We start from the raw sequence: 23,229 nt of genomic DNA on the forward strand, positions 1-23,229 counted from the left end.
GGGGCGCCCGCCTGGCAATACCGCCTTCACCCCTAGTTCAGGATGCCCTTGCCGGTCAGATAGTCGCGGGCGACGGCGTTCGCCGGCTCGCCACCGACCTGGATACGGCCGTTCAGCTCTTGCAGGGTGACCAGATCGAGGTCCTGAAAGATCGGGTTCAGCACATCGGCGATGGCGGGATAGGTTTCCAGCACCTCGGCCCGGACGACGGGGGCGGGCTGATAGACCGGCTCGACGGCCTTGTCATCCTCCATCACCACCAGCCCGGCGGGGGCGATGCCGCCATCGGTGCCATAGACCATCGCCGCGTTCACGCCCGAGGTCTGCTGCGCCGCCGCCGCAATGGTGGCTGCCGTGTCGCCGCCCGACAGCTGGACCAGCTGCGCGGGCTGCAGCTCGAACCCATACGCCTCCTGGAACGCGGGCAGCGCCGCCGGAGAGGTGACGAACTCGGTCGAGGCCGCCAGCTTCACGTCGCCGCCCTCGCTGACATACTTGCCGAAATCGGACATGGTTTTCAGCCCGGCCTCAGCCGCGAGATCCTGCCTGACCGCGATGGCCCAGGTGTTGTTAGCGGGCGAGGGTTCCAGCCAGATCAGCCCGGCATCCTTGTCCAGCTCTGCCGCGCGGGCGTAACCTGCGGCGGCGTCCTTCCAGACCTCGCTGTCGGCCTCGTTATGGAAGAACGCGGCGTTGCCGGTATATTCGGGATAGATGTCGATCTGCCCGGCGCTGATCGCGTCGCGGACGATGGGGGTGCCGCCCAGTTGCAGCTTGTCCTGAACCGGCAGCCCGGCATCCTGCAGGGCCAGCAGGATGACGTTGCCCAGCAGCCCGCCTTCGGTGTCGATCTTGGACGACACGACGATATCCTGGGCCGAGGCTGCGCCCGCCGTCAGTGCCAGCGCGGTGGCGGCGGCGAAAGTGGTGATGCGGTTCATGCGTGGATGCTCCTGTGCGGGTTCGCGGGCAAGGCGTTCGCGCCCGCCAATGCAGACGCGATTCGTCAACTATCACCGAAGCACCGGATGGGCGCAACCGCCCCCGACACATCGCCGGGGGCAGTTTTTCAGGCCGCCCGCAAGCCTTATTCCGGGATCAGGATCGGCTGGTCGAGCCAGTGTTCTTCCAGATTGACCCCCTCGCCCACGCGGTCGATCACGGCGAACAGCCCGCTGCCGTCCAGCGGGCACAGGACGCCGTGCCAGACATTGCGGCCCAGATTGACCCCCTGCCCCGGCCGGGTCAGGAAGGCGCGGAAGTTGACCGGCACCCCGTCGCGATCATCCGCCACGACGACCAGAAACCGGCTTTCCGACATGGGCAGGAACGCCTGCGACCCAAGAGGGTGGCGCTCCACCATCGTCAGGCGAAAGGGCAGCGCGCGCAGCTTGGCCTGAAACAGGCTGATGCCGGCCTGCCCGGCCTCGGACGGCTGCTGGCCGTCGATGATGTCCAGCCGGGCGCGGTTGTGATAGCGCCCGCACATGCCTTCATTGATCAGCTTGTCGGGCGCGCCCGCGGCTTCCAGCACGTCCCCCCAGGGGCAAAGGCGTCGGCGGTCAGCGGCTCGCTGTGCAGGACCGGGTCGGCGGTCTGGGCGTCGGTCACGGCAACATTCCTTTCAGGCGCAATTCTGCGATGCGTTCGACCTGACGGCAGGCCTCGGCAAACTCGGTGTCGCGGTCATTGTCGATGCGGCGCTGGAAGGCGGACAGGATGCCTGCCTTGTCATGGTCGCGCACGGCGATGATGAAGGGAAAGCCGTGCTTGGCGACATAGGTGTCGTTCAACTGCGTGAAGCGCGATTTCTCGTCATCCGTCAGCGCGTCCAGCCCCGCGCTCGCCTGTTCCGAGGTCGAATCGGCGGTCAGGCGCTTGGCCTCGGCCAGTTTCCCGGCAAGGTCGGGGTGCGCGGTCAGCACGCCCAGCCGTTCATCGTCAGACGCGGTGCGGAAGACGCGGCACAGCGCGTTGTGCAGCCCGACGGCGCTGTCATGGGCGGGGCCAAGTTCCAACCCATGGGCGCGCTGCGCGATCCAGGGCGAATGTTCGAACACGCCGCCGAAGCGGTCGACGAAGCGCGCCTCGTCCATCTGGGACGGGCGTTCGTGGCGCTGCGGGGGGTGGGTTTCCGCCCAGTGCCGCGCGATGTCGATGCGGCGCGGCGTCCAGACGCCTTCGAAGCCCGCGATATAGCCGATGAACCGCTTCAGCCCCGCCATCTTGCCGGGCCGCCCGATCAGGCGGCAATGCAGCCCCACGCTCATCATCTTGGCCGCGCCCGCCTCGCCTTCGGCATAGAGCACGTCGAAGGAGTCCTTGAGATACTGATAGAACTGCTCACCAGTGATATAGCCGGGCGCGGTGGCAAAGCGCATGTCATTGGCTTCAAGCGTATAGGGAATGACCAGTTGGTCACGGTCGCCAACCTCGCGCCAATAGGGCAGATCGTCGTCATAGGTGTCCGAGACATAGGCGAATTGCCCGGTTTCGGCGGTCAGGCGGACGGTGTTTTCGCTGCAGCGCCCGGTGTACCAGCCCTGCGGCGGCTCGCCCGTCACCTCGGCATGCAGGCGGATCGCCTCTTCGATGGCGGCGCGTTCGACGGGTTCGGGCATGTCCTTGTGCTCGACCCATTTCAGGCCGTGGCTGGCGATTTCCCAGCCCGCGTCTTTCATCGCCGCCACCTGTTCGGGGCTGCGCGCAAGGGCCGAGGCGACGCCGTAGATTGTTACCGGGATATCGGCGCCGGTGAACAGCCGGTGCAGGCGCCAGAACCCGGCGCGGGCGCCGTATTCATAGATCGATTCCATGTTCCAGTGCCGCTGCCCGGCCCACATGGACGCGCCGGCGATGTCGGACAGGAACGCTTCGGATGCCGCGTCGCCGTGCAGGATGCTGTTTTCGCCGCCTTCTTCGTAATTCAGGACGAACTGCACCGCGATCCTGGCACCATTGGGCCATTTTGCATCCGGCGGGTTCGGGCCATAGCCGCGCATGTCGCGAGGATAACGATTCATGGTCTGCCTCCGTTGGTCGCCCCTGTTCTAACGCGGCGCTGCCGCGCTGACTTTAGCGTTTTTACTGAAAATGCTTCTGGTGGCTTTCCTATGGGCGGATGGCGTGAAACCGTCCAGACTGACGCCGTCACGATAAGAGGAACGACCATGGCCGGATATCTGACCACCCATGTCCTGGACACCGCCAGCGGCCGTCCCGCCGCGGGTCTGGTGATCGACCTGTACCGCATCACCGAAAGCGGACGCGAGCATCTGAAGACCGTCACCACCAATGATGACGGGCGCACCGATGAACAGATCCTGCCGCAGGCGGATTTCGCCACCGGCACCTATGAGCTGGTGTTCCATGCCGGCGACTATCTGAAGCAGAACGATTTTCTGGACGAGATCCCGCTGCGCTTCAACATGTCCGAGGGCACGCATTACCATGTGCCGCTGCTGCTGTCGCCCTACGGCTATTCGACCTATCGGGGCAGCTAGGCCAAGGCTTGCGGCAGTCACCGCTCAGGCGGTTTCTGCCAGCGCCTTCTGGATGTGGGCGACCATGAATTCGATGAACAGCCGCGTCTTGGGGTCCTGGCCCCGGCGGTGGCTGTAAAGGCAGGCCATCTGCACCGGCATCGGCGGTTCCTTGGGCAGCACCGTCACGAGACGGCGACTGCGCAGATGCTCGACCACCTCGAAAACGGGTTTCAGCGCGATCCCCTGCCCCAGCAGCGCCCATGCGGTCAGCACCTCGCCGTGATCACATTCCAGCGGCCCCTTGACCGGGATGCGCCGCACGCCGTCGGCGGTTTGCAGCGGCCACTGGAACTCTGGCGCGCCGGGAAAGCGCAGGTTCAGGCAGTCATGGCTGCCATCGACCAACTCGCTGCTGCTGCGCGGACTGCCGCGCCGCGCGATATAGTCGGGCGAGGCACACAGCACCCGCGGGCAATCCGCGATCTTGCGGATGCGCAGCGAGGAATCCTCGGGCTGGCCCAGGAAAAAGCTGGCGTCCAGCCCCTCGGCGGTGATGTCCAGCCGGCGGTCGGATAGCCGCAGACGGACGTTGATGAGGGGATAAAGCTGGCGGAACTGCGGGATCGCGGGTGCGACCAGCCGCTGCCCCAACCCCAGCGGCGCCGAGACATACAGCGTCCCGCGCGGGTTCTCCGTCACTTCGCTGATCTCGGCCTCGGCCTCGTCCACGGCGGCCAGAATCCGCACCGCGCCGTTATAGAAGATCTCGCCCTGCTCGGTCGGGTTCAGCATCCGGGTGGTGCGCTGGAACAGCCGCACGCCCAGATGTTCCTCAAGCTGCGAGATGCGGGACGACGCCACCGCCGCCGACACCCGCATGTCGCGCGCAGCCGCGGACATGCTGCCCAGTTCATAGACGCGCGCAAAGGTTCTGACATTGTCCAGATAGGCCATGAAAACGAAAACCGCCGGGAATTGCAGGACGCGGCCAGTCTGGCACGAAAGCGAACGCCGCGCCAGATCGGCGCGGCGTGGGGCTCGTTGCGGGTTCGTTGCGGGTTCCGCGCGGCGGCGATCAGGCCGCGTGCTTGGCCTTGAACTGGCGGCGATAGTCATGCAGCAGCGGCTCGGTATAGCCCGAGGGCTGTTCGCGGCCCTTGAAGACCAGATCGCAGGCCGCCTGGAAGGCCAGCGAGTCCGAGCCGTCGCCCATCGGCAGATAGGCCGGGTCGCCCTCGTTCTGGCGGTCCACGATCTCGGCCGCCTTGTGCATGGCCGCCCTCACGCGATCCTCCGAGACGATGCCGTGATGCAGCCAGTTGGCCAGCATCTGCGAGCTGATCCGGCAGGTGGCGCGGTCCTCCATCTGGCCCACATCGGCGATGTCGGGCACCTTGGAACAGCCGACGCCCTGGTCAATCCAGCGCACGACATAGCCCAGAATCCCCTGCGCGTTGTTCAGGATCTCGGCGTCGATATCGGCCTCGGGGTAGCCGTTCGAAGGCGCCAGCGGGATGGTCAGCAGCTCGTCCAGGCTGCGGCGGGGACCGGCCTCGCGCAGTTCGTCCTGACGCTGTTCGACATCGACCTGATGATAATGGACGGCGTGCAGCGTGGCGGCGGTGGGCGACGGCACCCAGGCGGTGTTGGCGCCGGCCTTGGGATGGCCGATCTTGGCGGCCAGCATCGCCTCCATCAGGTCGGGCATGGCCCACATCCCCTTGCCGATCTGGCCCCGGCCCTGAAAGCCGCAGGCCAGCGCGATATCGACGTTGCGATCCTCATAAGCCGCCAGCCACGGCTCGTCGCGCATCTGCGCCTTGCGCTTCATCACGCCCGCTTCCATCGAGGTGTGAATCTCGTCCCCGGTGCGGTCGAGGAAGCCGGTGTTGACGAAGACCGCGCGGTGACGTGCGGCGCGGATGCACTCCTTGAGGTTGGCCGAGGTGCGGCGTTCCTCGTCCATGATGCCCAACTTGACGGTATAGCGCGGCAGGCCGAGGATTTCCTCGACCAGCGCAAAGGTCTCGTCGGCAAAGGCGACCTCGGCCGGGCCGTGCATCTTGGGCTTGACGACATAGACCGACGCGGCCGAGTTCGACTGTGCGCCGCGCAGATCATGCAGCGCCGCGGTGACGGTATACAGCGCGTCCAGCAGCCCCTCATGCACCTCGGCCCCGTCTTCGGTCAGCACGGCGGGGTTGGTCATCAGATGGCCGACATTGCGCACGAACATCAGCGCCCGACCCTTCATCGAGGACGCATTGCCATCCGCGTCGCGATAGTCGATCCTGTCCGCCAGCCTGCGGGTGACGGATTTGCCGCCCTTCTGGAAGGTGTCCTGCAGCGTGCCCTTCATCAGCCCCAGCCAGTTGTCATAGGCCAGAACCTTGTCGGCGGCGTCGACGGCGGCGATGGAATCCTCGCAATCCATGATGACGGTCAGCGCCGCTTCCAGACGCAGATCGGACACGCCGGCCTTGTCGGTCTTGCCGATCGGGTGGTTGCGGTCGATGTCGATGATGATGTGCAGCCCGTTATGGATCAGCACGATCCCGTCGGGCGCGTCCTGACTGCCGATAAAGCCCGCATAAGCGCCTGCATCCTGCAGCCCGACCTCGCCCTGCGGCGTGCTGGCGCGCAACGCGCCGCCCGCGATCCGATAGGCGGTCACATCGGCGTGGCTCGCCCCGTCCAGCGGCACGGCGTCGTCCAGGAACTTCTTGGCCCAGGCGATGACCTGCGCGCCGCGATCCGCGTCATAGCCGCCTTCGGGTGGCAGGCTGCCCATCGCGTCCGAACCGTAAAGCGCGTCATAAAGGCTACCCCAGCGGGCATTCGCGGCGTTCAGCGCAAAGCGCGCGTTCATCACCGGCACCACCAGTTGCGGGCCCGAGAGCAGCGCGACCTCGGGGTCGACGTTTTCGGTTTCGATGGTGAAATCCGGGCCTTCGGGCTGCAGATAGCCGATCTGCTCCAGAAAGGCGCGATAGGCGGCGGCGTCGAAGGGGGTCTTGCGATGGGCGATGTGCCAGCGGTCGATGGCCTGCTGCAGTTCGGCCCGCTTGTCCAGCAGGGCCGCGTTCTGGGGCGTCAGGCCCGAGACCATCCGGGCCAGACCGTCCCAGAATGCACCCGCCTCGATCCCGGTCCCCGGCAGCAGCTTGTTTTCAGTGAAATCGACCAGTTTCGCGGCGACCTGAAGGCCGGATTTCTGCGCGTATTCCATCGAACGTCTTCCCCTTGGCTTCCTGCTTTGCAGATCGACGTCCTTCTCGGCCCTAACACCGCGCAAGACAAGCCCTGTTAGCCCAAACGCAAGGCAAAGGGGCGCCGAAGCGCCCCCAGACCGTCACGATTTGCGCCTGCGCGCGGGGTCAGTTGGCGGGCTAGTGGCCGCCATCCGCCTGCAGCGCGGCGTGGCGCAGATCGGCCTCGGTCGCGGCCCCGGTGCCGTTGAAGATCACGTTCAGCGCCAGCGCCGTCAGCGAGGCCAGCAGGATGCCCGAGTCGATCAGCGGGTGGATCGCGTGCGGGATGTGCATCTTGAAGTCCGGCGCGATCAGCGGGACCATCCCCATGCCCAGCGACACCGCGACGATGAAGCCGTTGTTGCGGTTGGTCTTGAAATCGACCGCGCCCAGGATGCGGATGCCCGTCGCCGCGACCATGCCGAACATGACCAGCCCGGCCCCGCCCAGCACCACCGTCGGCAGCGCCTCGACCAGCGCGCCCATCTTGGGCACCAGCCCCAGCACGATCATGATCGCCCCGCCGGCCACGCAGACAAAGCGCGAGCGGATGCCGGTGACGCCGACCAAGCCGACATTCTGGCTGAACGAGGTATAGGGGAAGGTGTTGAAGATGCCGCCGATGACCGTGCCCAGCCCGTCAGTCCGCAGCCCGGCCGACAGCGCGTCCTGCGTCGGGCGGCGGTTGCACATCTCGCCTAGGGCCAGGAACATGCCGAGGGATTCGATCATCACCACGATCATGACCAGAACCATGGTCAGCACCATCACCGGCTCGAAGATCGGGAAGCCGAAATGGAAGGGCGCGATGGGCGCGAACCAGCCGGCGCTCGCCACCTTGTCGAAATGCATCAGCCCGGTGGCGGCGGCGATCACCCCGCCCACGATGATTCCGATGAGGACCGAGATATTGGCCATGAAGCCCTTGGCGAAGCGCATCACCAGAATGATCGCCACCAGCACCGCCGCCGCGATCAGCATGTTCGACAACGAGGCATAAGCCGGGTTCTCGACCGTCGGCGCCAGCGCCAGACCCGCCGGCATGTCGGGTGCGCCCGACATCTCGCGCACGGTGTTCACCCAGGCCTGCGCGTCGGGGTTGATGGTCTTGGGCGCGGTCGGCCCCACCGGCAGACCGAAGATCCAGTTGATCCCGATCCGCATCAGGCTGACGCCGATGACCAGGATGATCGACCCGGTCACCACCGGCGGAAAGAACCGGATCAGCCGCGACATCAGCGGCGCAATCAGCATCCCCACAAGCCCGGCGCCGATGATGGCGCCAAAGATCATCCGCGCCCCGTCCGGCCCCGGATTGGCGATGGCGATCGACACCATCGGCCCGACCGAGGCGAACGTCACCCCCATCATCACCGGCAGGCGGATGCCGAACCAGGGCGAGGCGCCCAGCGACTGGATGATGGTGACCACGCCGCAGACGAACAGATCGGCCGAGATCAGAAAGGCCACATCCTCGGGCTGCAGGTTCAGCGCCCGGCCGACGATCAGCGGCACCGCGATGGCGCCCGCATACATCACCAGCACATGCTGCAACCCCAGCGTCAGCAGCTTGGGCGCGGGCAGGATCTCATCGACGTTGTTTGCGGTCTCGGCCGCGGTAATCGGGGCGGTATCCGCCCCCGTGATCGAAGCCATCTGGCTCTCCCCTTGATTGGACATGTTGGCGATACGTTTCTTGTTCTTGTCCCCGCGCCCCTTGCGACGCCGGAAAGTCGTCCCGGACCGCGCGAGGCACCCTGAAGGCAGGCACCGGCTGTCCACAGGCGGACAGAAAGCGGCGGCAGGTTTTCGGCGGTGGGCCCTGTTCAGCGGGTCCAGACCCGTCGCCTGCACATGCCGTCAGAATATCCGCGTTTCGCGTATCAATGTGGGGAAATGTCGCAGCCGGAGCTTGTCGCCGATGCGCCAAAAATCTGGCGGAATAGGGCTTTGGCTGGATCGGCTTGGGCGGGGATTTTATCGCATCGGGCTAAAGAGTTTCGTGAAAATCGCGAGTCCCCGCCGGGCGCTCGCGATCCTCGATCCTGGCGAACCGTCTAGCGGTTCAGCGGCATGTGACGATTCACATCCTTATAGAGCAGATAGCGGAACGGCCCCGGCCCACCGGCATAGCAGGCCTGCGGGCAGAAGGCGCGCAGCCACATGAAATCGCCCGCCTCGACCTCGACCCAGTCCTGATTCAGGCGATAGACCGCCTTGCCTTCCAGCACGTAAAGCCCGTGCTCCATCACATGCGTCTCGGCAAAGGGGATGACGCCGCCGGGCTGCAACGTGACGATGGTCACATGCATGTCGTGGCGCAGATCGGCCGGATCGACAAAGCGCGTCGTGGACCAGGCGCCGTTGGTGTCGGGCATCGAGACGGCCGCGACCTCCTTGTCGGACAGGATCAGCGGCTCCGGCGCATCCAGCCCCGGCACCGCCTGATAAGCCTTGCGGATCCAGTGAAACCGCGCGGTCTCGGCCCCCTTGTTCCACAGCTGCCATTCGGTGCCGGCGGGAATATAGGCGTAACCGCCGGGCTGAAGTATGTCGGTCTTGCCGGCGACGGTCACGGTGATCTCGCCCTCGACCACGAACAGCACCGACTGCGCCGCCGGGTCGATCTCGGGCCGGTCGCTGCCGCCGCCCGGCTCGACCTCGGAGATATACTGCGAGAACGTCTCCGCAAAGCCCGAGAGCGGCCGCGCGATCACCCAGAACCGCGCCTTGTCCCAGAACGGCAGGAACGAGGTGACGATGTCGCTGAACGTGCCTTTCGGAATGACCGCATAGGCATCGGTGAACATCGCCCGATCGGTCAAAAGCTGGGTCTGCGGCGGCAGCCCCCCTTTCGGCGCGTAATAGCTGCGGTCAGACATCGAAAGCTCCCATGGGACAAATGGATACCGCGCCAGTCAAACAGCCGCGCCACCGCTTTGCCAACGCCTTTCCGCCGCCCGCTGGCCTGAAGCATCCATAGGCTTTTCCTGACAATGCCGCCGAGGGCGCCCGCCACGCCGGTTGACCCCGCGCGACCCCCCTCGTATCGATGTCCCCGGAAGAGCAACATCCCCGGTGGGGTGCCCGGACTTCAAATCCGGAGGGGGGCGCGCGGCGTCCCTGGGGGGTTCGACTCCCTCCTCTTCCGCCCCGCATCAGTTGGTTTTCTATTAAAATATCGATCCGCCGGCTCATACTGCTCAGGGCAGCTGCTTAGTGGTCGAGAATGACTACATCAGTCGTCGTTCTCACCGCAGTCAGATGCCTGAATTGAACGCAGATGCTGCAGTCGTCGCCGCGCAAGCGAGATCTCGCTCGCGCTGAAGCCCAGCTGGCTCAGCGTCTCCGCCAGCTGCTTGTCCAGTTCCGTCAATTACTCCTGCGGGCGCTCCACCCTATCCATCAGCGCTTCCGACCACTTCAACGGTCACATGAGCCATCCCGGTCGTCTCCCGAACGCGATCCTTGACCGCGCGGCGGACGTCGTCGGCATCCGCCCCGGCGGTCAGTTCGACTTCCAGCGTGGCCATCGGGCGTTCCTGCGTGATCGACCACGCATGCACGTGCTGAACCCGCGCCACGCCGGGCAGCGCTGCCTCGAGGTCGGCGGCCACCGTGCGGGCATCGAACCCGGGCGGCGCCCCTTCGAGCAGGATGTGCCCGCTCTCGCGGATCACCGCCCAGGCCGAGCGCAGGATCAGCAGCGCCACCAGCACCGACAGGATCGGATCGATGGGAGTCCAGCCTGTCCAGATGATGACCAGCGAGGCCACGATGGCGGCGAACGAACCGAGCAGATCGCCCATGACGTGAAGCGCGGCGGCGCGGACGTTCAGGTTGTCACCCTCGGCGCGACTGAGCACCCAGAAGGCGAGGATGTTGACCGCCAACCCGCCGACCGCGACCCAGAGCATCAGCCCGCCCAGCACCTCGGACGGATCGCGCAGGCGCTGAAGCGCCTCGACCGAGATCCATGCGGCGATGGCGAAGAGAGCAAGACCGTTCACGAAGGCGGCCAGCACCGAGAAGCGGTCGAACCCGTAGGTCCGCTTCCAGTCCGCCGGGCGCCGGGCGAGGCGGAAAGCCAGCCACGCCAGCACCAGAGAGGCGAAGTCCGTCAGCATATGGCCCGCATCGGCGAGCAGCGCGAGCGAGCCCGAGACAAGGCCGCCCACGACCTCCGCCCCCATGAAGCCGCCCGTCAGGACGGCGGCAATGGCGATGGCCCGCTCCTTCGAGCGCCGCTCTTCGGGTGGGGTGTCTTTGGTAAGGGCAGGTCCGTGGGAATGGCCATGCTGCCCCGGCTCGTGATCGTGTCCCCTGCCCATGCGCAGATCCTTCCTTGGTCGGTGGCGAGGCGGCTCCGCGCCGCCGAGCCAGCTGTAGCGGGCTTGCTGGATCTGGCCCACCCGGGATGGAAGGCACTCGCCCCTACTCGATTACAGTACGGGCGGTTTCAGATCCTTGCAAACAGAGCACCCAGCGCGGCGTGGTAGAGGTGACTCTTTCGGCTTGGGGTTGCGATGTTTTCTGAAAGGCGGGTGCCAAGTTTCGTATTGACGCCAACCCCGCGCTACTAGCCGATGAGGTGAGCAGGTTGCGACGTCGATCAGCCGCACACAACCCGCGCCGCGAAAGCTGCCGCTTAACACGAAGGACTAAGTATCATGTCACCAAAATCCGATAGAGACATCGAAAAGGACTATCCGCTGCCCGAGTTCATCGAGAAGCTGCGGCGCCTCGCGGACGCCCTTGAGCAAGGGAAGCGCTTCGAGATTCAGATCGCTGGCGAGCGAATTTCCGTTCCGGTTCGGGCGACCTACAATATCGAGCATGAACGGGAAGGCGGGGAAGAAGAGATCGAGTTCCAGATCAAGTGGAGCGTGAAATAGAGGCAGGCGCGGTCAGCCGAGCGGCGCCGGGCAGGTGAGGTTTCGCCTGCCAGAGCTAACTGATCTGGTAGGCGAAGACGCTGACTCGCCGTGTCGGTTTCACGCGGCCGGTATGAATGACTGGATCCCCGATTTGGATCGTTCAGGATCTGAGTTGTGGAACAACGCCAGGCGCAGGAGAAAATACGAGTAAAGACGCCTGGCTGACGCAGCGACGAGGAAATTCCCGCCGGACCGAGTTCCGAGCCCGGACTATAAGTCCGGAACCAGCCCGCCGCTTCGGCCTTTGGGAAAATCCTATGCATCGGCCTTGCGAGCATAATGATGTCCCGGATTTTTCCATTCCTGAACCAAATCCGTAATTCCGGCTCTCTCGATCACCGTTTTCGACGCTTGCAAAGCATCGGCAATCGCTTTTTCGTCATCGATTCTTGTGGAGCGACCGTCGGCGACGATATGCTCGCCATCGACCACAACGTGCCTGACGTCAGAGCCACGCGCTGAACTGGTCAGGCAACATACCGCCCGCGTTGCCGGTTGATGGTGAGGACCGCTGATATCGACAGTGATGAAATCGGCCAATGCGCCCAGCTTCAGCACGCCGACATTCTTGCGCAGCATTTTCCCGCCGTTTCGGCAAGCCAGATGCAGCATCAGCTCGGCGCTTGTCGATTCCGCGTCATACCCCCGCAAGTGCTGCATCATCTGCGCTGATTTCATGGCCTCGAACATATCCTGCCCGGCCACGGCAACCCCATCGGTTCCAAGCGCGACATTCGCCCCCGCTTGCAGCAATGGACCCAGCTTCATGATGCCGGATGCCAGAAACTGATTTGAGACCGGGTTGTGGATCACCGTCGACCTGGCGTCGCCCAGCAGTTCGATTTCCTCCTCGTCAAGCCAGATCCCATGCGCAAAAGTGGTCCGGTCGCTGAGAATGCCGTTCTCGTGCAGCCACTTGACCGGCCGTTGCCCGTGGATCGATTCATGGATCTCGACCTCGAACCGGGATTCGCTCATATGAGCCTGCCAGCTGACATCGTATCGCTCTGCCAGTTCCAGCGCGCCCTGCATCATCTCCTTATCGACATAGACGACGTTTTCCGGCATCGGCCAGATCTGCACCAGACTGCTGGCCGGTTGCTGTTTCAGACAGGCTTCGGTGATGTCGATCTCTTCCTGAACGCTGTATTTGAACAGCCGTTCGTCGGTGTTCATGCGCACGCCGCCTTCGACCATCGGGCCGAACATGCCGCGCGCCACCGCGCCGCGGACCCCCACGCGCTCCATGCTGTGCGCGACGGCGAGCGTGGTTTGCTCGTCTACCGGCGCATAGTGGTTGTCGACAACCGAGGTTGCGCCCGTCAGCGCCGAGTTCAGGGCAGACAGTTCAACAGCTGCCAGCGCGCTTTTGGAATCCATCGAAGCCGCCAGCGGCAACATGAACTTGGCCAGCCAGGGCAGTAAGGACATGCCATCGCCCAGCGTTCGACCAAGAAGCTGGAACTGGTGGGTATGCGCGTCGATCAGGCCGGGCATCAGGACCGTGCCTGAACAGTCGACGGTGCGCGTGATCGTCTTGCATCTGGCCGCGACCTCAGCAGCCGGCCCAATGGCGGCAATGCTGTTGCCGACAACGGCAATCGCCCCGTTCCGGATGACCGGCTGGTCTTCGTCCAGAGTATAGATGTCCGCGCCGGTAAACAGAAGATCGACGTTTTCCATCATGATCATTCATCCTTTTTGAAATGGGTGCGGTTTCAGATTGCGACCTCTTTCCGGGCCTCGGCATTTGCCTCGGACGGGAAGGATTCCTTGGTCAGCAGCGTTGCGACGACCCCGATACAAACCGCATAGACCAGCAACATCATCGCCGATTGATAATCAGACAGCGACGGATCGGCGGCGTCGATTCCGGTAGTCCCGGCCAGCATCGCCCAGACACCCGTGCCGGACAGCGCGAGACCGGGCACTGCCATCAGGACACCTGTCCAGAAAAATTGCATCGTGTTGACGAAGGCGCTGGACGTGCCAACCAAGGATTCCGGAACCAGACTGCCCGCGATCGGATAATTCATGGCGGTGCTGGCCGAGGCCAGGCCAATGAAGAAGAAGGTAGTCTTGGTGGCGACCGAGGGATCAAGAATGGCATAGGCAAGCAGCGCCGCATGGAAAATGGCAGGAATGACCGCCATGGGCTTGTTTCGTTTGATCCGCTCGGACACCCATACCCATAGCGGCGCCCCGACCAACATTCCCAGAAAGGCAAAGCTGGAAATGGCCACCGCGTCGAAAACGCTCATGCCGGTTTCGGCCAGAAAGATCGGGCCCCAGACCAGACTGACGCTCAGATGGACGCCGAAGGTCATGCCGCCGTGGACGGTGTTGAGCCAGAGATGCAGGCGCGTGACGATGTGCTTCAAGGATCGAAAGACGCTGATGATCAGGTTTTTCGTGCCTGTCCATTCCGGCTTTTCCACGTCCGGACGCCGCGGCTCGCGCATGAAAAGCAGCATCAGGACGCTGATGATCAGGATGATGAAGGCGATCACGTTCAGGCTGAAGGACCAGCCATAATCCTGCACGAGATAGCGCGTGACGTTCTGGTTGAAATACGAGCCGAAGGCGCCCGCCCCCTGCACAAGGCCGAACATCAGGCCAAAGCGGCCCCAGCCAAACCATTTGCCGCCGACCATACCCGCGCCGACAAAGGCGAAGGCGTGCCCGACAGCGATACAGATGTTGGACAGGATCAGCATCTCGAAAGAGCCCGCATTGGCATAAGCAAAGCCGCCGACCACGGAAAACAGGCTGACCCAGGCGAGAATCCGGATGCCCACCCGGTCAAGGATCGCGCCAGAGAACAGCTGCATGATGGCGACAGCCCAAATGTAGGTCGCGCCCAGAACGCCGACCTGCACCAGGGTGAGCGACAGATCGCTGGCGATTTCGGTGCTGGTCACGCCATACGCGGTCTGGAAGGAAAACCCGGCAATGACAAAGAGCGTGGCGATGCTCCAGATCAGCCAGGCGCGTGGACCTCCTAAACGACGTAGCTGGTCACATCAAAACCCCTATGTTTTGCTGAGAATCGCTTCGCACTTGACACTCCGGTCAACCAGAAGCCGTTCCTGGCCCGGTCGACTTACCTGAGGCGTTCTGGTCCGGGCGCTGTTTGTGGCAAGCCTAGGACGGATCGACCGGGTTTGTAAGTGCAGCTATTGCAGCGGCTGGCATCGGTCCGGGTTCATGCTGCGTCGGTCCCCGCGGACTGAACCGTTTGAAGCTCGTTTTCGGCTGGGTTCCTCGGGCTGGGAGAGGAGAGGAATGGCAGCAAGGCGTCGAAGTTGACGGAGGCGCAAAGCGCTTGTCCTGTAGCAGGGCGAAGAAGGCGGCCGGCTGGCATACGCTTCGGGTGCGTGTTACCAACGATGTCACCCGTCGGCGACATTTGGACCTGCAGTTGACACAATTCGCAAACGGCCCGGACCGGCGAACAAAGGCCATTTCGCAGCCCACAGCGCGGAAGGGTGCTCCGGCATGAACAAACTCGCCTCGCCGACGCCGCTGTATCACCGGATCTACACGGTCCTGCGGGAACGCATCATCAACGGCTATTACCCCGCGGACCTTCCGGTCCCGAGTGAGGCGGAACTCGCCCAAAGCTTTGGAGTCAGCCGTATCACCATCCGAAAGGCGATGAAGATCCTGAGTGACGAGGGTCTCGTGACCCGCGCCCGCGGTCGGGGCACCTTCGTGACCGACCACAGCCAGCAGCATCGGCTCAACCGTGCTGTGGTCTCGAACATCAACGGTCTGTTCAACTATCTCAACACCGTGGGGCTGAGCACGACGTTGCGGGTCATCAGCATCGACAAGAGCGAAGCCCCGCCCCGCATCGCGGTCCTGATGGGGATCGCGCCGGATGCGCAGATCGTCCGGTCGGTCAGGGTCCGCGATCTGGACGGGCGGCCCTACTCTCTGTCCATCGCCTACCTGCTGCCCGAAATCGGATCGGCGATTCAGGAAGACGATCTCGCGCAGAACAACATGATCGATCTGGTGCAGCAGGCCGGAGCCCGGGTCGATCAGGTCGAACAGGTTCTGACCGCCACGCTTGCCGACGACTATGCGGCGCAGCACCTGCAGGTGCCGGTGGGTGCCGCGCTGATGCGGATGATCCGCGTCTTCGTGGATGCCCGCCTCGGCTCATTCTATCTCGCCGAAATCCTCTATTGCGCCGACCGATACGAATATCGCGTCGCCCTGAGGCGCGAGCCGGGGCAGGATTTCATCCTGGATGACATTCAGTCCGGCTAACGAGATCCTTGGACGCGACTTCAGCCGATCCCACCATCTTCGGCGGCTGCCCCCGCCTTCATCATGTCATGCAGCATGTCCAGACGGTTCTCGACCGGCGCCGGATAGGCGGCTCGGCCATGTGTCAGACCCAAGGCGAGAAACGTCTCGATCAGCTTATAGCTGAGCGGCCCCGGATTCACCACCGGCACCGGCAGATGGTCCGCCAGATAGCTTGCCGCCTGGTGCATCGTCGTCGATCCCAGACAGATCACATCGGCGGCGTCCTCTTCGATGCAGCGCATGGCGATGTCGCGCATCTTGGGGAAGACAGCTTCCTCCTTGCCGCCCAACAGGTTCGCGAAATCGGGCGGCGTGTCGATGCTGCGGACCGAGGCACATTGCCTGTCGAAGCCATATTCGCGGATCACCTTGCGATAGCGCGGAAGCGCCAGATCCCACTGCGCGAGGATCGAGAACCGGCTGCCCAACGTCAGGGCGTACAGCATCGAGGCCTTGCCCGCGCCGATCACCGGGATGTCGAGGACCGACCGCAGCGCGTGCATCCCGCCATCCGACATGGTGTCGATACAGACTGCGTCGAACCCGTCCCTCTCGGCCGTGGCCCCGGCCTCGAAAATCGCCAGATCCATCAGCCCCCAGTCGTGCGGAGACATGAAGGACTCGGGTCCGCATGCAACCGGCCGATAGACCAGCTCCCAGCCCTTTGGCAGCGGAACGGCGGCGGATTGCGCTTGGCGGTTCTGCAGCCCCGCCTCGTCCAGCGGGAACGGGACAATGACAAGCACGCGCGTCATGAGCGGTTCTCCAGCCAAGCGGCACCGGCCGCGCCGATGGCGCGGATCATCTCGACCTTGGGCACCAGCGGCGCTGGCCAGGTCGTGGCGGAATGGACAAGATCCAGATCCAGCGCGACCGACGCCATCTGATAGGTCAGCGGACCGGGATTGATGACGGGCACATCGATGCGCTCCGACAGCCATCCATGCGCCTCGTGCATGGTCGTCGACCCGAGAAGCAGCACTTGCGCCCCGTCGTCGTCGACGCACTTCCGGGCGGCCTCGAGCAGAAGCGGAAAGACCTGCTCTTCCTTGCCGGCCAGCAGCGACTTGTTGTCAGGGGTGACGCCGATGCTGCGCATCGAGGCGCATTTGTGCTCCATCCCCAATTCGGCCAGCGTTTTCTGATACAGCATCTTCCACCGGTCCCACATCATCAGGATCGAGAAGCGGTCGCCGAGCATCTGCGCCACCAGCATGGCGTGACGACCGGGCGCGATCACCGGGATACGCAGCATGGACCGCAGCATGGCCATTCCGCTGTCGGACATGGTATCGATGCAGACGGCATCGAACCCGTCGCGTTCGGCGTCCAGCCCCGCGTCGAGTATCGCGATATCGGCTAGCGCCATGTCGTGCTGACTGGAATAGTTCAGCGGCCCCAGCCTAACGGCGCGAAATTGCAGCGTGATGTCCGGCCCCAGCCTGACCTTATCGGCCTGGGCCTGACGGCGAGCCAGTTCGTCGTCGGCCATTGGAAACGGAACGATGACAAGAATATTCTTCATCACGAGGCTCCGGCTTCTGACGCGGTATCGGCTGCGATTCGTGCGGCGCCCTCGCCAGCCCAGCGGCCAAAGACTGTCGCTGGAAGCAGCCCGTTTCCGGCCAGATAGCCGCCGCTGCCGGTGCCAGACAGGCCGCGCGCGGCGCCACCCCCCGCGAACAGGTTGGGCAGCGCGCTGCCGTCCGGTCTCTGGACCCTGGCCTGAGTATCGATGACCAATCCGCCTTGCGTGTGAAACAAGGCGCCGCTGACCCGCACGGCCCGATATGGCGGCTGCAGCACCTCGGCGGGCGAGAAGCGGCGTCCGAACCTGTCGGGCTTGCCGCTGGCGGCGGCCTCGGCAATCAGGTCGAACTCTGCCACCACCGCATCGGCGGGCATACCCGTCACAGCGGCCAGTTCAGCGATGGTGTCGGCTTGCTTGATCGCGCCCAGCTTTCCAACCTCGCGGAAGTCGTGAAAGGCCATGCCCACAGCCTCGGCCCGGCTGTCGAAGACGTCCCAGACCGTGCCGCCGGGTTGGGCGGCAACGCGGGCGCCATGTTCGGAATAGCCCAGCATCTCGTTGGAAAAGCGCTTGCCGGCGCTGTTGAGCAGCACGCCACCCTGGGTGATCACCGCCCAGGTCAGCGGAATGGAGTGTGGATGCGCGACGGACCCATGACCCTGATAGCTGTCCATGTCCGCGACGGCCGCCCCAAGCGCCACCCCCCATTTCACCGCATCCCCGGTGTTCGACAGATGCCCGCAACAGGCCGCATCGGCGATTTCGGGAATGTGGCAACGCACCATCTCGGGGTCGCCGGCGAAGCCGCAGCTTGCAAGCACGACGGCTTTGCAGCCGAGCGTCTCCAAAGCGCCGTCGGGGCGGCGAAAGCGGACGCCGTGAACCCGCCCCTCGGCATCGGCGTAGAGGTCCTGCACCGAGGCCCCGGTCACGACGTCGATGTCGGCGCGGGCGACCGCCGCCAGCAGCATCTGCTGAAGATGGGCGCCGGTCAGCCCCTCGGGCCCGTGCATCCGCAGGGCCGAGTGACCGGGGTAGAGAAAGCTCGTGACCAGATCCAGCGCGACGCCGTGCGAGTCCGCCAGCCAATCGACCAGCGGCCCCGAGGCCCGCGCGACCTGCAGCGCCATCTCGTGCGGCGCGGTCCCGCCGGTTTTTCGACTGATGTCGGCGGCGAAAAGTTCCGGACTGTCGTCGATGCCTGCGGCCCTCTGCTGACGGCTGCCCACCGCCGGGATCAGCCCGGATGAGAGGGATGTCGAGCCGGTCGGCACCGCGTCGCGTTCCAGCACGATAACTTCGGCGCCCGCATCATGGGCCGCAAGCGCGGCGGTCAGTCCGGTCGCCCCGCCGCCGATCACGACAACAGGGATCGTAACCTCGAAGCTGGTGCCCTCGGCAGGCAGAATGGCCATGTCGTCCTCCGTCTTGCGGTCAGTAGGTCGTGCGATGGTCGTCGGGCGTGCCGTAGCGCGCCTCGAGCTCTTGCACCTCGGCCATTCGGGCGGTGTCGAAGAACTGCTTGAAGCTCATCACCTGCGGCGCGATGTCGGCGACCGTCTCGTCCCGCTTCAGGGTTTCCAGCGTGCGCCGCGCCGCCTCACACGCCGACAGCAGCAGCCAGTTGGGATAGATGATCAGCTTGAACCCCAGCGCCTCGATCTCGGTCCGGGTCAGGAACGGCGTCTTGCCCGACGTCGCCATGTTGTAGAGCAGCGGCACCCCGGGAAAGCGCGGTGAGATCAGCGGCAGGTCGGTCGGGCCGGGGCTTTCGATGAACACGACGTCGGCCCCGGCCTCGCGATACATCTCTGCCCGGTCAAAGGCCGCGTCGCGGCCGTCCACGGCCAGCGCATCGGTGCGCGCGATGACGATGAAATCGGGATCGATCCGCGCATCGACAGCGGCCTTGACCTTGGCCACCATGTCGACGGCCGAGATCAGTTGCTTGCCGGCCAGATGCCCGCAACGCTTGGGCAGGACCTGGTCTTCCAGATGCACGGCCGCGACGCCGCCGCGTTCGTAAAGCTGGATCGCCCGGCGCACGTTCAGGGGCCCGCCATAGCCGTTGTCGGCATCGGCGATCAGCGGAACGTCCGACGCATCGGCGATCCGGGTCGCGTTGTCGACCATCTCGGTCATGGTCAGCAGGCCCACATCGGGATAGCCAAGCCGCGTGGCCGAGGTGCCGGCGCCGGTCATGTACATCGCGTCGAAACCGGCCTCGGCCACCAGTCGCGCATACATGGCATCGACGACTCCGGGCGCCATCACGGCGCGGTCGCCGGCCAAAGCTTCGCGCAGACGGCGGGTGCGTGTCTTGGACATCTCATTCCTCCATTTCCGGTCCGGCAGATACCGGACGCGCGTCACAGGCCCAAATAGGCCTGGCGCAGTTTCGGGTCGGCCAGCAGATCGGCCGCCGGTCCTTCCATCGCGATTCGCCCCTGTTCCAGGACATAGGCCCGCTCTGCCACGGTCAGCGATTGCATGACGTTCTGTTCGACCAGCAGCACCGCCACGCCTTCGGCGTTGATGCGGCCGATCAGGGCGAACATCTCTTCCACCAGCAGCGGCGACAGGCCCAGCGACGGCTCGTCCAGGATCAGCAGTTCGGGTTCCGACATCATCCCGCGGCCAATGGCGAGCATCTGCTGCTCGCCCCCCGACAGGGTGCCCGCAACCTGGTCCAGACGTTCGGACAGTCGCGGAAAGATCGCACAGATCCGGTCGAAGTTCTGTCGCTTGCGAGCGCCCGCGCGGCGAAACGCGCCCAGTTCGAGGTTCTCCGCCACCGACAGGTTGGGGAAAATCCGCCGCCCTTCAGGCACCTGCGCGATGCCGAGCGCCACGATCTCGCGCGGGGGCAGCCCGGTCAGGCGCTGGCCCTTCCATCGCACCTCGCCTGCGGTGGGTCGGATAAAGCCGCACACGACGTTGTTCAGTGTCGTCTTGCCGACGCCGTTCGACCCCAGCAGGGCCACGACCTCGCCGGCGCCGATCTGCATGTCGATGCCGCGCAGCACAGTCATCTGGCCGTAGCCGGCGTGAATATCCGCGATCTCAAGCATGGCCGGCCTCCTGCAGGCGGGCGGCGGCGCCGTGGCCCAGATAAGCCTCGATCACGGCGGGGTCCTGGACCAGCTGCGCAGGCGTGCCATGGGCGATCAGCGCGCCGTGGTTCAGGACATAGGCCGTCTCGGCCAGGCTCATCACCGCCTGCATCACGTGTTCGATCATCAGGAAGGTGTGTCCCTCGTCGCGGATCTGGCGGATGATGGCAACGATCTCGGCCACCTCGCTGGGGATCAACCCGGCCATCACCTCGTCCAGCAGCAGCAGTTTCGCACCGGTGGCCAGCGCGCGCGCGATTTCCAGCCGCTTGCGTCCGGCGATGGTCAGCGCCGCTGCGGGGCGGTCCAGCATCGTGCCCATGCCCAGACGCTGACCGATACGGCGCGCGGTCGCCATCGCCTCGCGTCGATCGCGTTCGTGTAGATAGGCGCCGACGGCGATGTTTTCCTGCACGGTCAACCCGGCAAAGGGCTGCACGATCTGGAAGGTCCGCACCATTCCCTGCGCGCAGATCTGGTGCGGCGGCAGCCCGGTCACGTCGCGGTCCTGAAAACGCACCGTGCCGGTATCGGCGCGGGTGAACCCGGCGATGATGGTGAAGCAGGTGGTCTTGCCCGCGCCGTTCGGGCCCAGAAGGCCGACGATCGACCCTTCGGGCACGTCCAGCGACACGTCCGAGACGGCGACAAGGCCGCCGAAGCGTTTGACCAGGTTACGGACTTCAAGCATCGCTGCCCCCCTTTCGGCCGAAGGCCCCGATCCGCCCGGCCAACCCCATCAGCCCCTGCGGCAGAAAGCGCAGCGCGACGATCAGCACGATGGCGTAGAGAACGAAGTTCAGACCCGGTGCGTTATGCAGCGCCGTTTTTGCGCCCTCGCCCAGCAGGTGCAGGCCCAGCGTGCCGATCAGCGGCCCCCAGACGGTGCCGGCACCGCCGACGATCGGCCCGATCAGTGCGGCGACCGAGATGGCGACCCCGAAGACCACCGCGCTGTCGATGAACAGCCACAGCTGCAGATAGACAACGCCCGCCAGGCCCCCGAACGCCCCGGAAATCGCCATTGCCACGACCTTGACACGATAGGTATCGATGCCCAAGGCGCGCGCGGCGTCCTCGTTCTCGCGCACAGCGACCAGATAGGCGCCAAAGCGCGAATATTTGATCCATGCGGTCAGGGCCATGACCAGCGCGACCAGGATCAGCAGCAAGGTGTAGGTCAGGGTGCGGTCGCTGTTGAATTGCAGCGTTGCCAGCCCGGGGTCCAGCCGCAGCTGCAAACCCCGCCCCGCGCCGGTGATCTCGAACGCCGATGCGCAGATCCGCAGCACTTCGGCAAAGGCCAGGGTGACAAGGGCGAAGTAAGACCCTTTCAAGCCATACCGGAAGGACAGCGCCCCGATGAACGCGCCCATCAGCGCGCCCGCCACGATACCCGCAGCAAAGGCAGGCCATGCGTTCACGCCGTACTGCACCTGCAGCACCGCCGAGGCATAGGCGCCCGTTCCATACATGGCCGCATGTCCAAAGGACGACATCCCACCAAAGCCGCCGGTGACGTTCCACGACAGCGCGATGATCGCCACGACCAGAGCGTTGATGGTGAAGCCCATCCACACCTGCGAGGGCAGGACATAGACGGCCGCCAGATACAGCACCACGATCGCGACCAGCGCGACCTGCCCTGCGGATGCAAATCTCATCATGCCGGCCTCCGACCCAGAAGGCCCGAGGGCCGGAACAGCAGCGTCAGGATGAAGGCGACGAAGATGCCGATCTGGCCCAGACTCTCGCCCAGAAACAGCCCGCCCAGCGCCTCGATCACACCCAGCGCCAGACCCGCGATCAGCGCGCCGGGCAGGCTGCCCATGCCGCCCATCACCACCGTGGTGAAGGCGACCAGAACGAAGGTATATCCGACCTGCGGCGTGACGTAGAATGTCGGCAGCAGCAGACAAGCGGCCAGCGCCACGCAGGCTGTGCCAAGGCCGAAGCAGATCGCATAGGTGTGGCCGACGTCGATTCCCACGATCTCGGCGCCGCGTTTTTCGACCGCGACGGCGCGGATTGCCGCACCCGTGCGGGTGCGGGTCATGAACAGCCACATCAGCCCCGCGACCACCAACGCCGCGACAAAGGCGATCACACGGCCCAACGTCAGATAGGCCCCGAAGACCTCGACCGTGTTATACGCATAGGGCACATCGACGGTGCGGGTGTTCGATGTCCAGAAATACAGCGCCAGATTGTCGATCACCAGCGACAGCGCCAGCGTGACCAGCAGGACGTTCTGTTCGGACCCGGCGCTCATCGGCGCGATGACGACACGCTGCAGCGCATAGCCCAGTCCGAAGAACAGAGGCACGACGATGACGGCAGCGAGGTAGGGGTCGATCCCGAGGTGCTGGAACAGGAAATAGGCGGCATACAGCGCCAGCATCAGCAGGCTGCCATGGGCAAAGTTGATGATGTGCAACACACCATAGATCAGCGTCAGGCCTAGCGCGATCAGCGCATAGACGGCACCCATCATCAGGCCGTTCAGCACGGCAGGCAGAATCAGGCTGGACATCGGTCACGCACCTCCGCGTCTGAAGCGCGTCCCCGCCGCGATGGGCGGGGACGCTGGGG

The 23,229-nt window shown here is 64.8% G+C and carries 22 protein-coding genes and 1 tRNA gene; 4 read left to right on the forward strand and 19 right to left on the reverse strand.

From position 1 onward, the window contains the following. Positions 1–32: 32 nt before the first annotated feature. From osmF to puuE, 3 genes are all read right to left on the reverse strand, one after another. On the reverse strand, positions 33–941 hold the full coding sequence (gene osmF / locus CYR75_RS10200; protein ID WP_101499946.1) for a glycine betaine ABC transporter substrate-binding protein OsmF: 909 nt from the start codon (positions 939–941) through the stop codon (positions 33–35). Between the two features lie 146 nt (positions 942–1,087). Next, a complete protein-coding gene (locus CYR75_RS10205) occupies positions 1,088–1,534 on the reverse strand; it encodes an ureidoglycolate lyase (RefSeq protein WP_318778983.1) in 447 nt (148 codons plus the stop codon). A gap of 73 nt (positions 1,535–1,607) precedes the next feature. After that, positions 1,608–3,023, reverse strand: a complete 1,416-nt coding sequence (puuE, locus tag CYR75_RS10210) for an allantoinase PuuE (protein WP_101499947.1) — start codon at positions 3,021–3,023, stop codon at positions 1,608–1,610. A gap of 147 nt (positions 3,024–3,170) precedes the next feature. Here puuE and uraH point away from each other — a divergent pair, with 147 nt between their 5' ends. Continuing rightward, complete coding sequence (gene uraH / locus CYR75_RS10215; protein ID WP_101499948.1) at positions 3,171–3,503, forward strand: hydroxyisourate hydrolase; 333 nt, start codon at positions 3,171–3,173, stop codon at positions 3,501–3,503. A 24-nt stretch (positions 3,504–3,527) separates the two neighbouring features. Here the strand turns inward: uraH and CYR75_RS10220 are convergent, their stop codons facing one another. The 4 genes from CYR75_RS10220 to CYR75_RS10235 all read right to left on the reverse strand — a co-directional run bounded on the left by CYR75_RS10220 (position 3,528) and on the right by CYR75_RS10235 (position 9,618). Continuing rightward, positions 3,528–4,439: a LysR family transcriptional regulator gene (locus CYR75_RS10220; RefSeq protein ID WP_101499949.1), complete on the reverse strand. Its 912-nt coding sequence runs from the start codon at positions 4,437–4,439 to the stop codon at positions 3,528–3,530. Between the two features lie 121 nt (positions 4,440–4,560). Continuing rightward, positions 4,561–6,714, reverse strand: a complete 2,154-nt coding sequence (locus tag CYR75_RS10225; protein ID WP_101499950.1) for a malate synthase G — start codon at positions 6,712–6,714, stop codon at positions 4,561–4,563. A gap of 160 nt (positions 6,715–6,874) precedes the next feature. Further along, positions 6,875–8,392, reverse strand: coding sequence for a nucleobase:cation symporter-2 family protein (locus CYR75_RS10230; protein ID WP_101500990.1), 1,518 nt, complete (start codon positions 8,390–8,392; stop codon positions 6,875–6,877). A 401-nt stretch (positions 8,393–8,793) separates the two neighbouring features. Next, on the reverse strand, positions 8,794–9,618 hold the full coding sequence (locus tag CYR75_RS10235) for a bifunctional allantoicase/(S)-ureidoglycine aminohydrolase (protein ID WP_101499951.1): 825 nt from the start codon (positions 9,616–9,618) through the stop codon (positions 8,794–8,796). 178 nt (positions 9,619–9,796) lie between these two features. Here CYR75_RS10235 and CYR75_RS16065 point away from each other — a divergent pair. After that, a tRNA-Sec gene (locus CYR75_RS16065) sits at positions 9,797–9,887 on the forward strand. An 87-nt stretch (positions 9,888–9,974) separates the two neighbouring features. Here the strand turns inward: CYR75_RS16065 and CYR75_RS16070 are convergent. Beyond that, positions 9,975–10,112 carry a hypothetical protein gene (locus tag CYR75_RS16070; protein ID WP_158644628.1) on the reverse strand — a complete coding sequence of 46 codons (138 nt, stop codon included), beginning with the start codon at positions 10,110–10,112 and terminating at the stop codon, positions 9,975–9,977. 22 nt (positions 10,113–10,134) lie between these two features. Further along, entirely contained in the window at positions 10,135–11,148 is a 1,014-nt protein-coding gene (locus CYR75_RS10240; protein WP_225972679.1) for a cation diffusion facilitator family transporter, read from the reverse strand. Positions 11,149–11,406: 258 nt separating this feature from the next. Here CYR75_RS10240 and CYR75_RS10245 point away from each other — a divergent pair, with 258 nt between their 5' ends. Next, positions 11,407–11,631 carry an amphi-Trp domain-containing protein gene (locus CYR75_RS10245; protein WP_101499953.1) on the forward strand — a complete coding sequence of 75 codons (225 nt, stop codon included), beginning with the start codon at positions 11,407–11,409 and terminating at the stop codon, positions 11,629–11,631. A 297-nt stretch (positions 11,632–11,928) separates the two neighbouring features. On the opposite strand, the gene CYR75_RS10250 is transcribed toward CYR75_RS10245, so the two are convergent. Both CYR75_RS10250 and CYR75_RS10255 read right to left on the reverse strand, forming a co-directional pair. Next, a complete protein-coding gene (locus tag CYR75_RS10250; RefSeq protein WP_158644629.1) occupies positions 11,929–13,359 on the reverse strand; it encodes an amidohydrolase family protein in 1,431 nt (476 codons plus the stop codon). Positions 13,360–13,391: 32 nt separating this feature from the next. Continuing rightward, positions 13,392–14,594, reverse strand: a complete 1,203-nt coding sequence (locus CYR75_RS10255) for an MFS transporter (protein WP_264080887.1) — start codon at positions 14,592–14,594, stop codon at positions 13,392–13,394. 577 nt (positions 14,595–15,171) lie between these two features. Here CYR75_RS10255 and CYR75_RS10260 point away from each other — a divergent pair. Further along, entirely contained in the window at positions 15,172–15,951 is a 780-nt protein-coding gene (locus tag CYR75_RS10260; protein WP_101499956.1) for a GntR family transcriptional regulator, read from the forward strand. 20 nt (positions 15,952–15,971) lie between these two features. Here CYR75_RS10260 and CYR75_RS10265 read toward each other — a convergent pair whose 3' ends face one another. Genes CYR75_RS10265 through CYR75_RS10300 form a run of 8 tightly spaced genes read right to left on the reverse strand, consistent with a single transcriptional unit; the run spans position 15,972 to position 23,170 of the window. Then, positions 15,972–16,748 carry an aspartate/glutamate racemase family protein gene (locus tag CYR75_RS10265; protein ID WP_101499957.1) on the reverse strand — a complete coding sequence of 259 codons (777 nt, stop codon included), beginning with the start codon at positions 16,746–16,748 and terminating at the stop codon, positions 15,972–15,974. Continuing rightward, on the reverse strand, positions 16,745–17,518 hold the full coding sequence (locus tag CYR75_RS10270; protein WP_101499958.1) for an aspartate/glutamate racemase family protein: 774 nt from the start codon (positions 17,516–17,518) through the stop codon (positions 16,745–16,747). Before CYR75_RS10270 ends, CYR75_RS10265 begins: the two co-directional genes overlap by 4 nt. After that, positions 17,518–18,939 carry an FAD-dependent oxidoreductase gene (locus CYR75_RS10275; RefSeq protein ID WP_101499959.1) on the reverse strand — a complete coding sequence of 474 codons (1,422 nt, stop codon included), beginning with the start codon at positions 18,937–18,939 and terminating at the stop codon, positions 17,518–17,520. Before CYR75_RS10275 ends, CYR75_RS10270 begins: the two co-directional genes overlap by 1 nt. 19 nt (positions 18,940–18,958) lie before the next feature. Next, positions 18,959–19,852 (reverse strand): isocitrate lyase/PEP mutase family protein, encoded by an 894-nt coding sequence (locus CYR75_RS10280; protein ID WP_101499960.1) that lies wholly within the window; start codon positions 19,850–19,852, stop codon positions 18,959–18,961. A 41-nt stretch (positions 19,853–19,893) separates the two neighbouring features. Next, positions 19,894–20,595: an ABC transporter ATP-binding protein gene (locus CYR75_RS10285; protein WP_101499961.1), complete on the reverse strand. Its 702-nt coding sequence runs from the start codon at positions 20,593–20,595 to the stop codon at positions 19,894–19,896. Next, a complete protein-coding gene (locus CYR75_RS10290; protein WP_101499962.1) occupies positions 20,588–21,328 on the reverse strand; it encodes an ABC transporter ATP-binding protein in 741 nt (246 codons plus the stop codon). The genes CYR75_RS10285 and CYR75_RS10290 overlap by 8 nt, the downstream gene beginning before the upstream one ends. Continuing rightward, positions 21,321–22,304 carry a branched-chain amino acid ABC transporter permease gene (locus CYR75_RS10295; protein WP_101499963.1) on the reverse strand — a complete coding sequence of 328 codons (984 nt, stop codon included), beginning with the start codon at positions 22,302–22,304 and terminating at the stop codon, positions 21,321–21,323. The genes CYR75_RS10290 and CYR75_RS10295 overlap by 8 nt, the downstream gene beginning before the upstream one ends. Further along, positions 22,301–23,170, reverse strand: a complete 870-nt coding sequence (locus CYR75_RS10300) for a branched-chain amino acid ABC transporter permease (protein WP_101499964.1) — start codon at positions 23,168–23,170, stop codon at positions 22,301–22,303. Before CYR75_RS10300 ends, CYR75_RS10295 begins: the two co-directional genes overlap by 4 nt. Between the last annotated feature and the right edge of the window lie 59 nt (positions 23,171–23,229).

The organism is Paracoccus jeotgali (assembly GCF_002865605.1).
Lineage (GTDB): Bacteria > Pseudomonadota > Alphaproteobacteria > Rhodobacterales > Rhodobacteraceae > Paracoccus > Paracoccus jeotgali.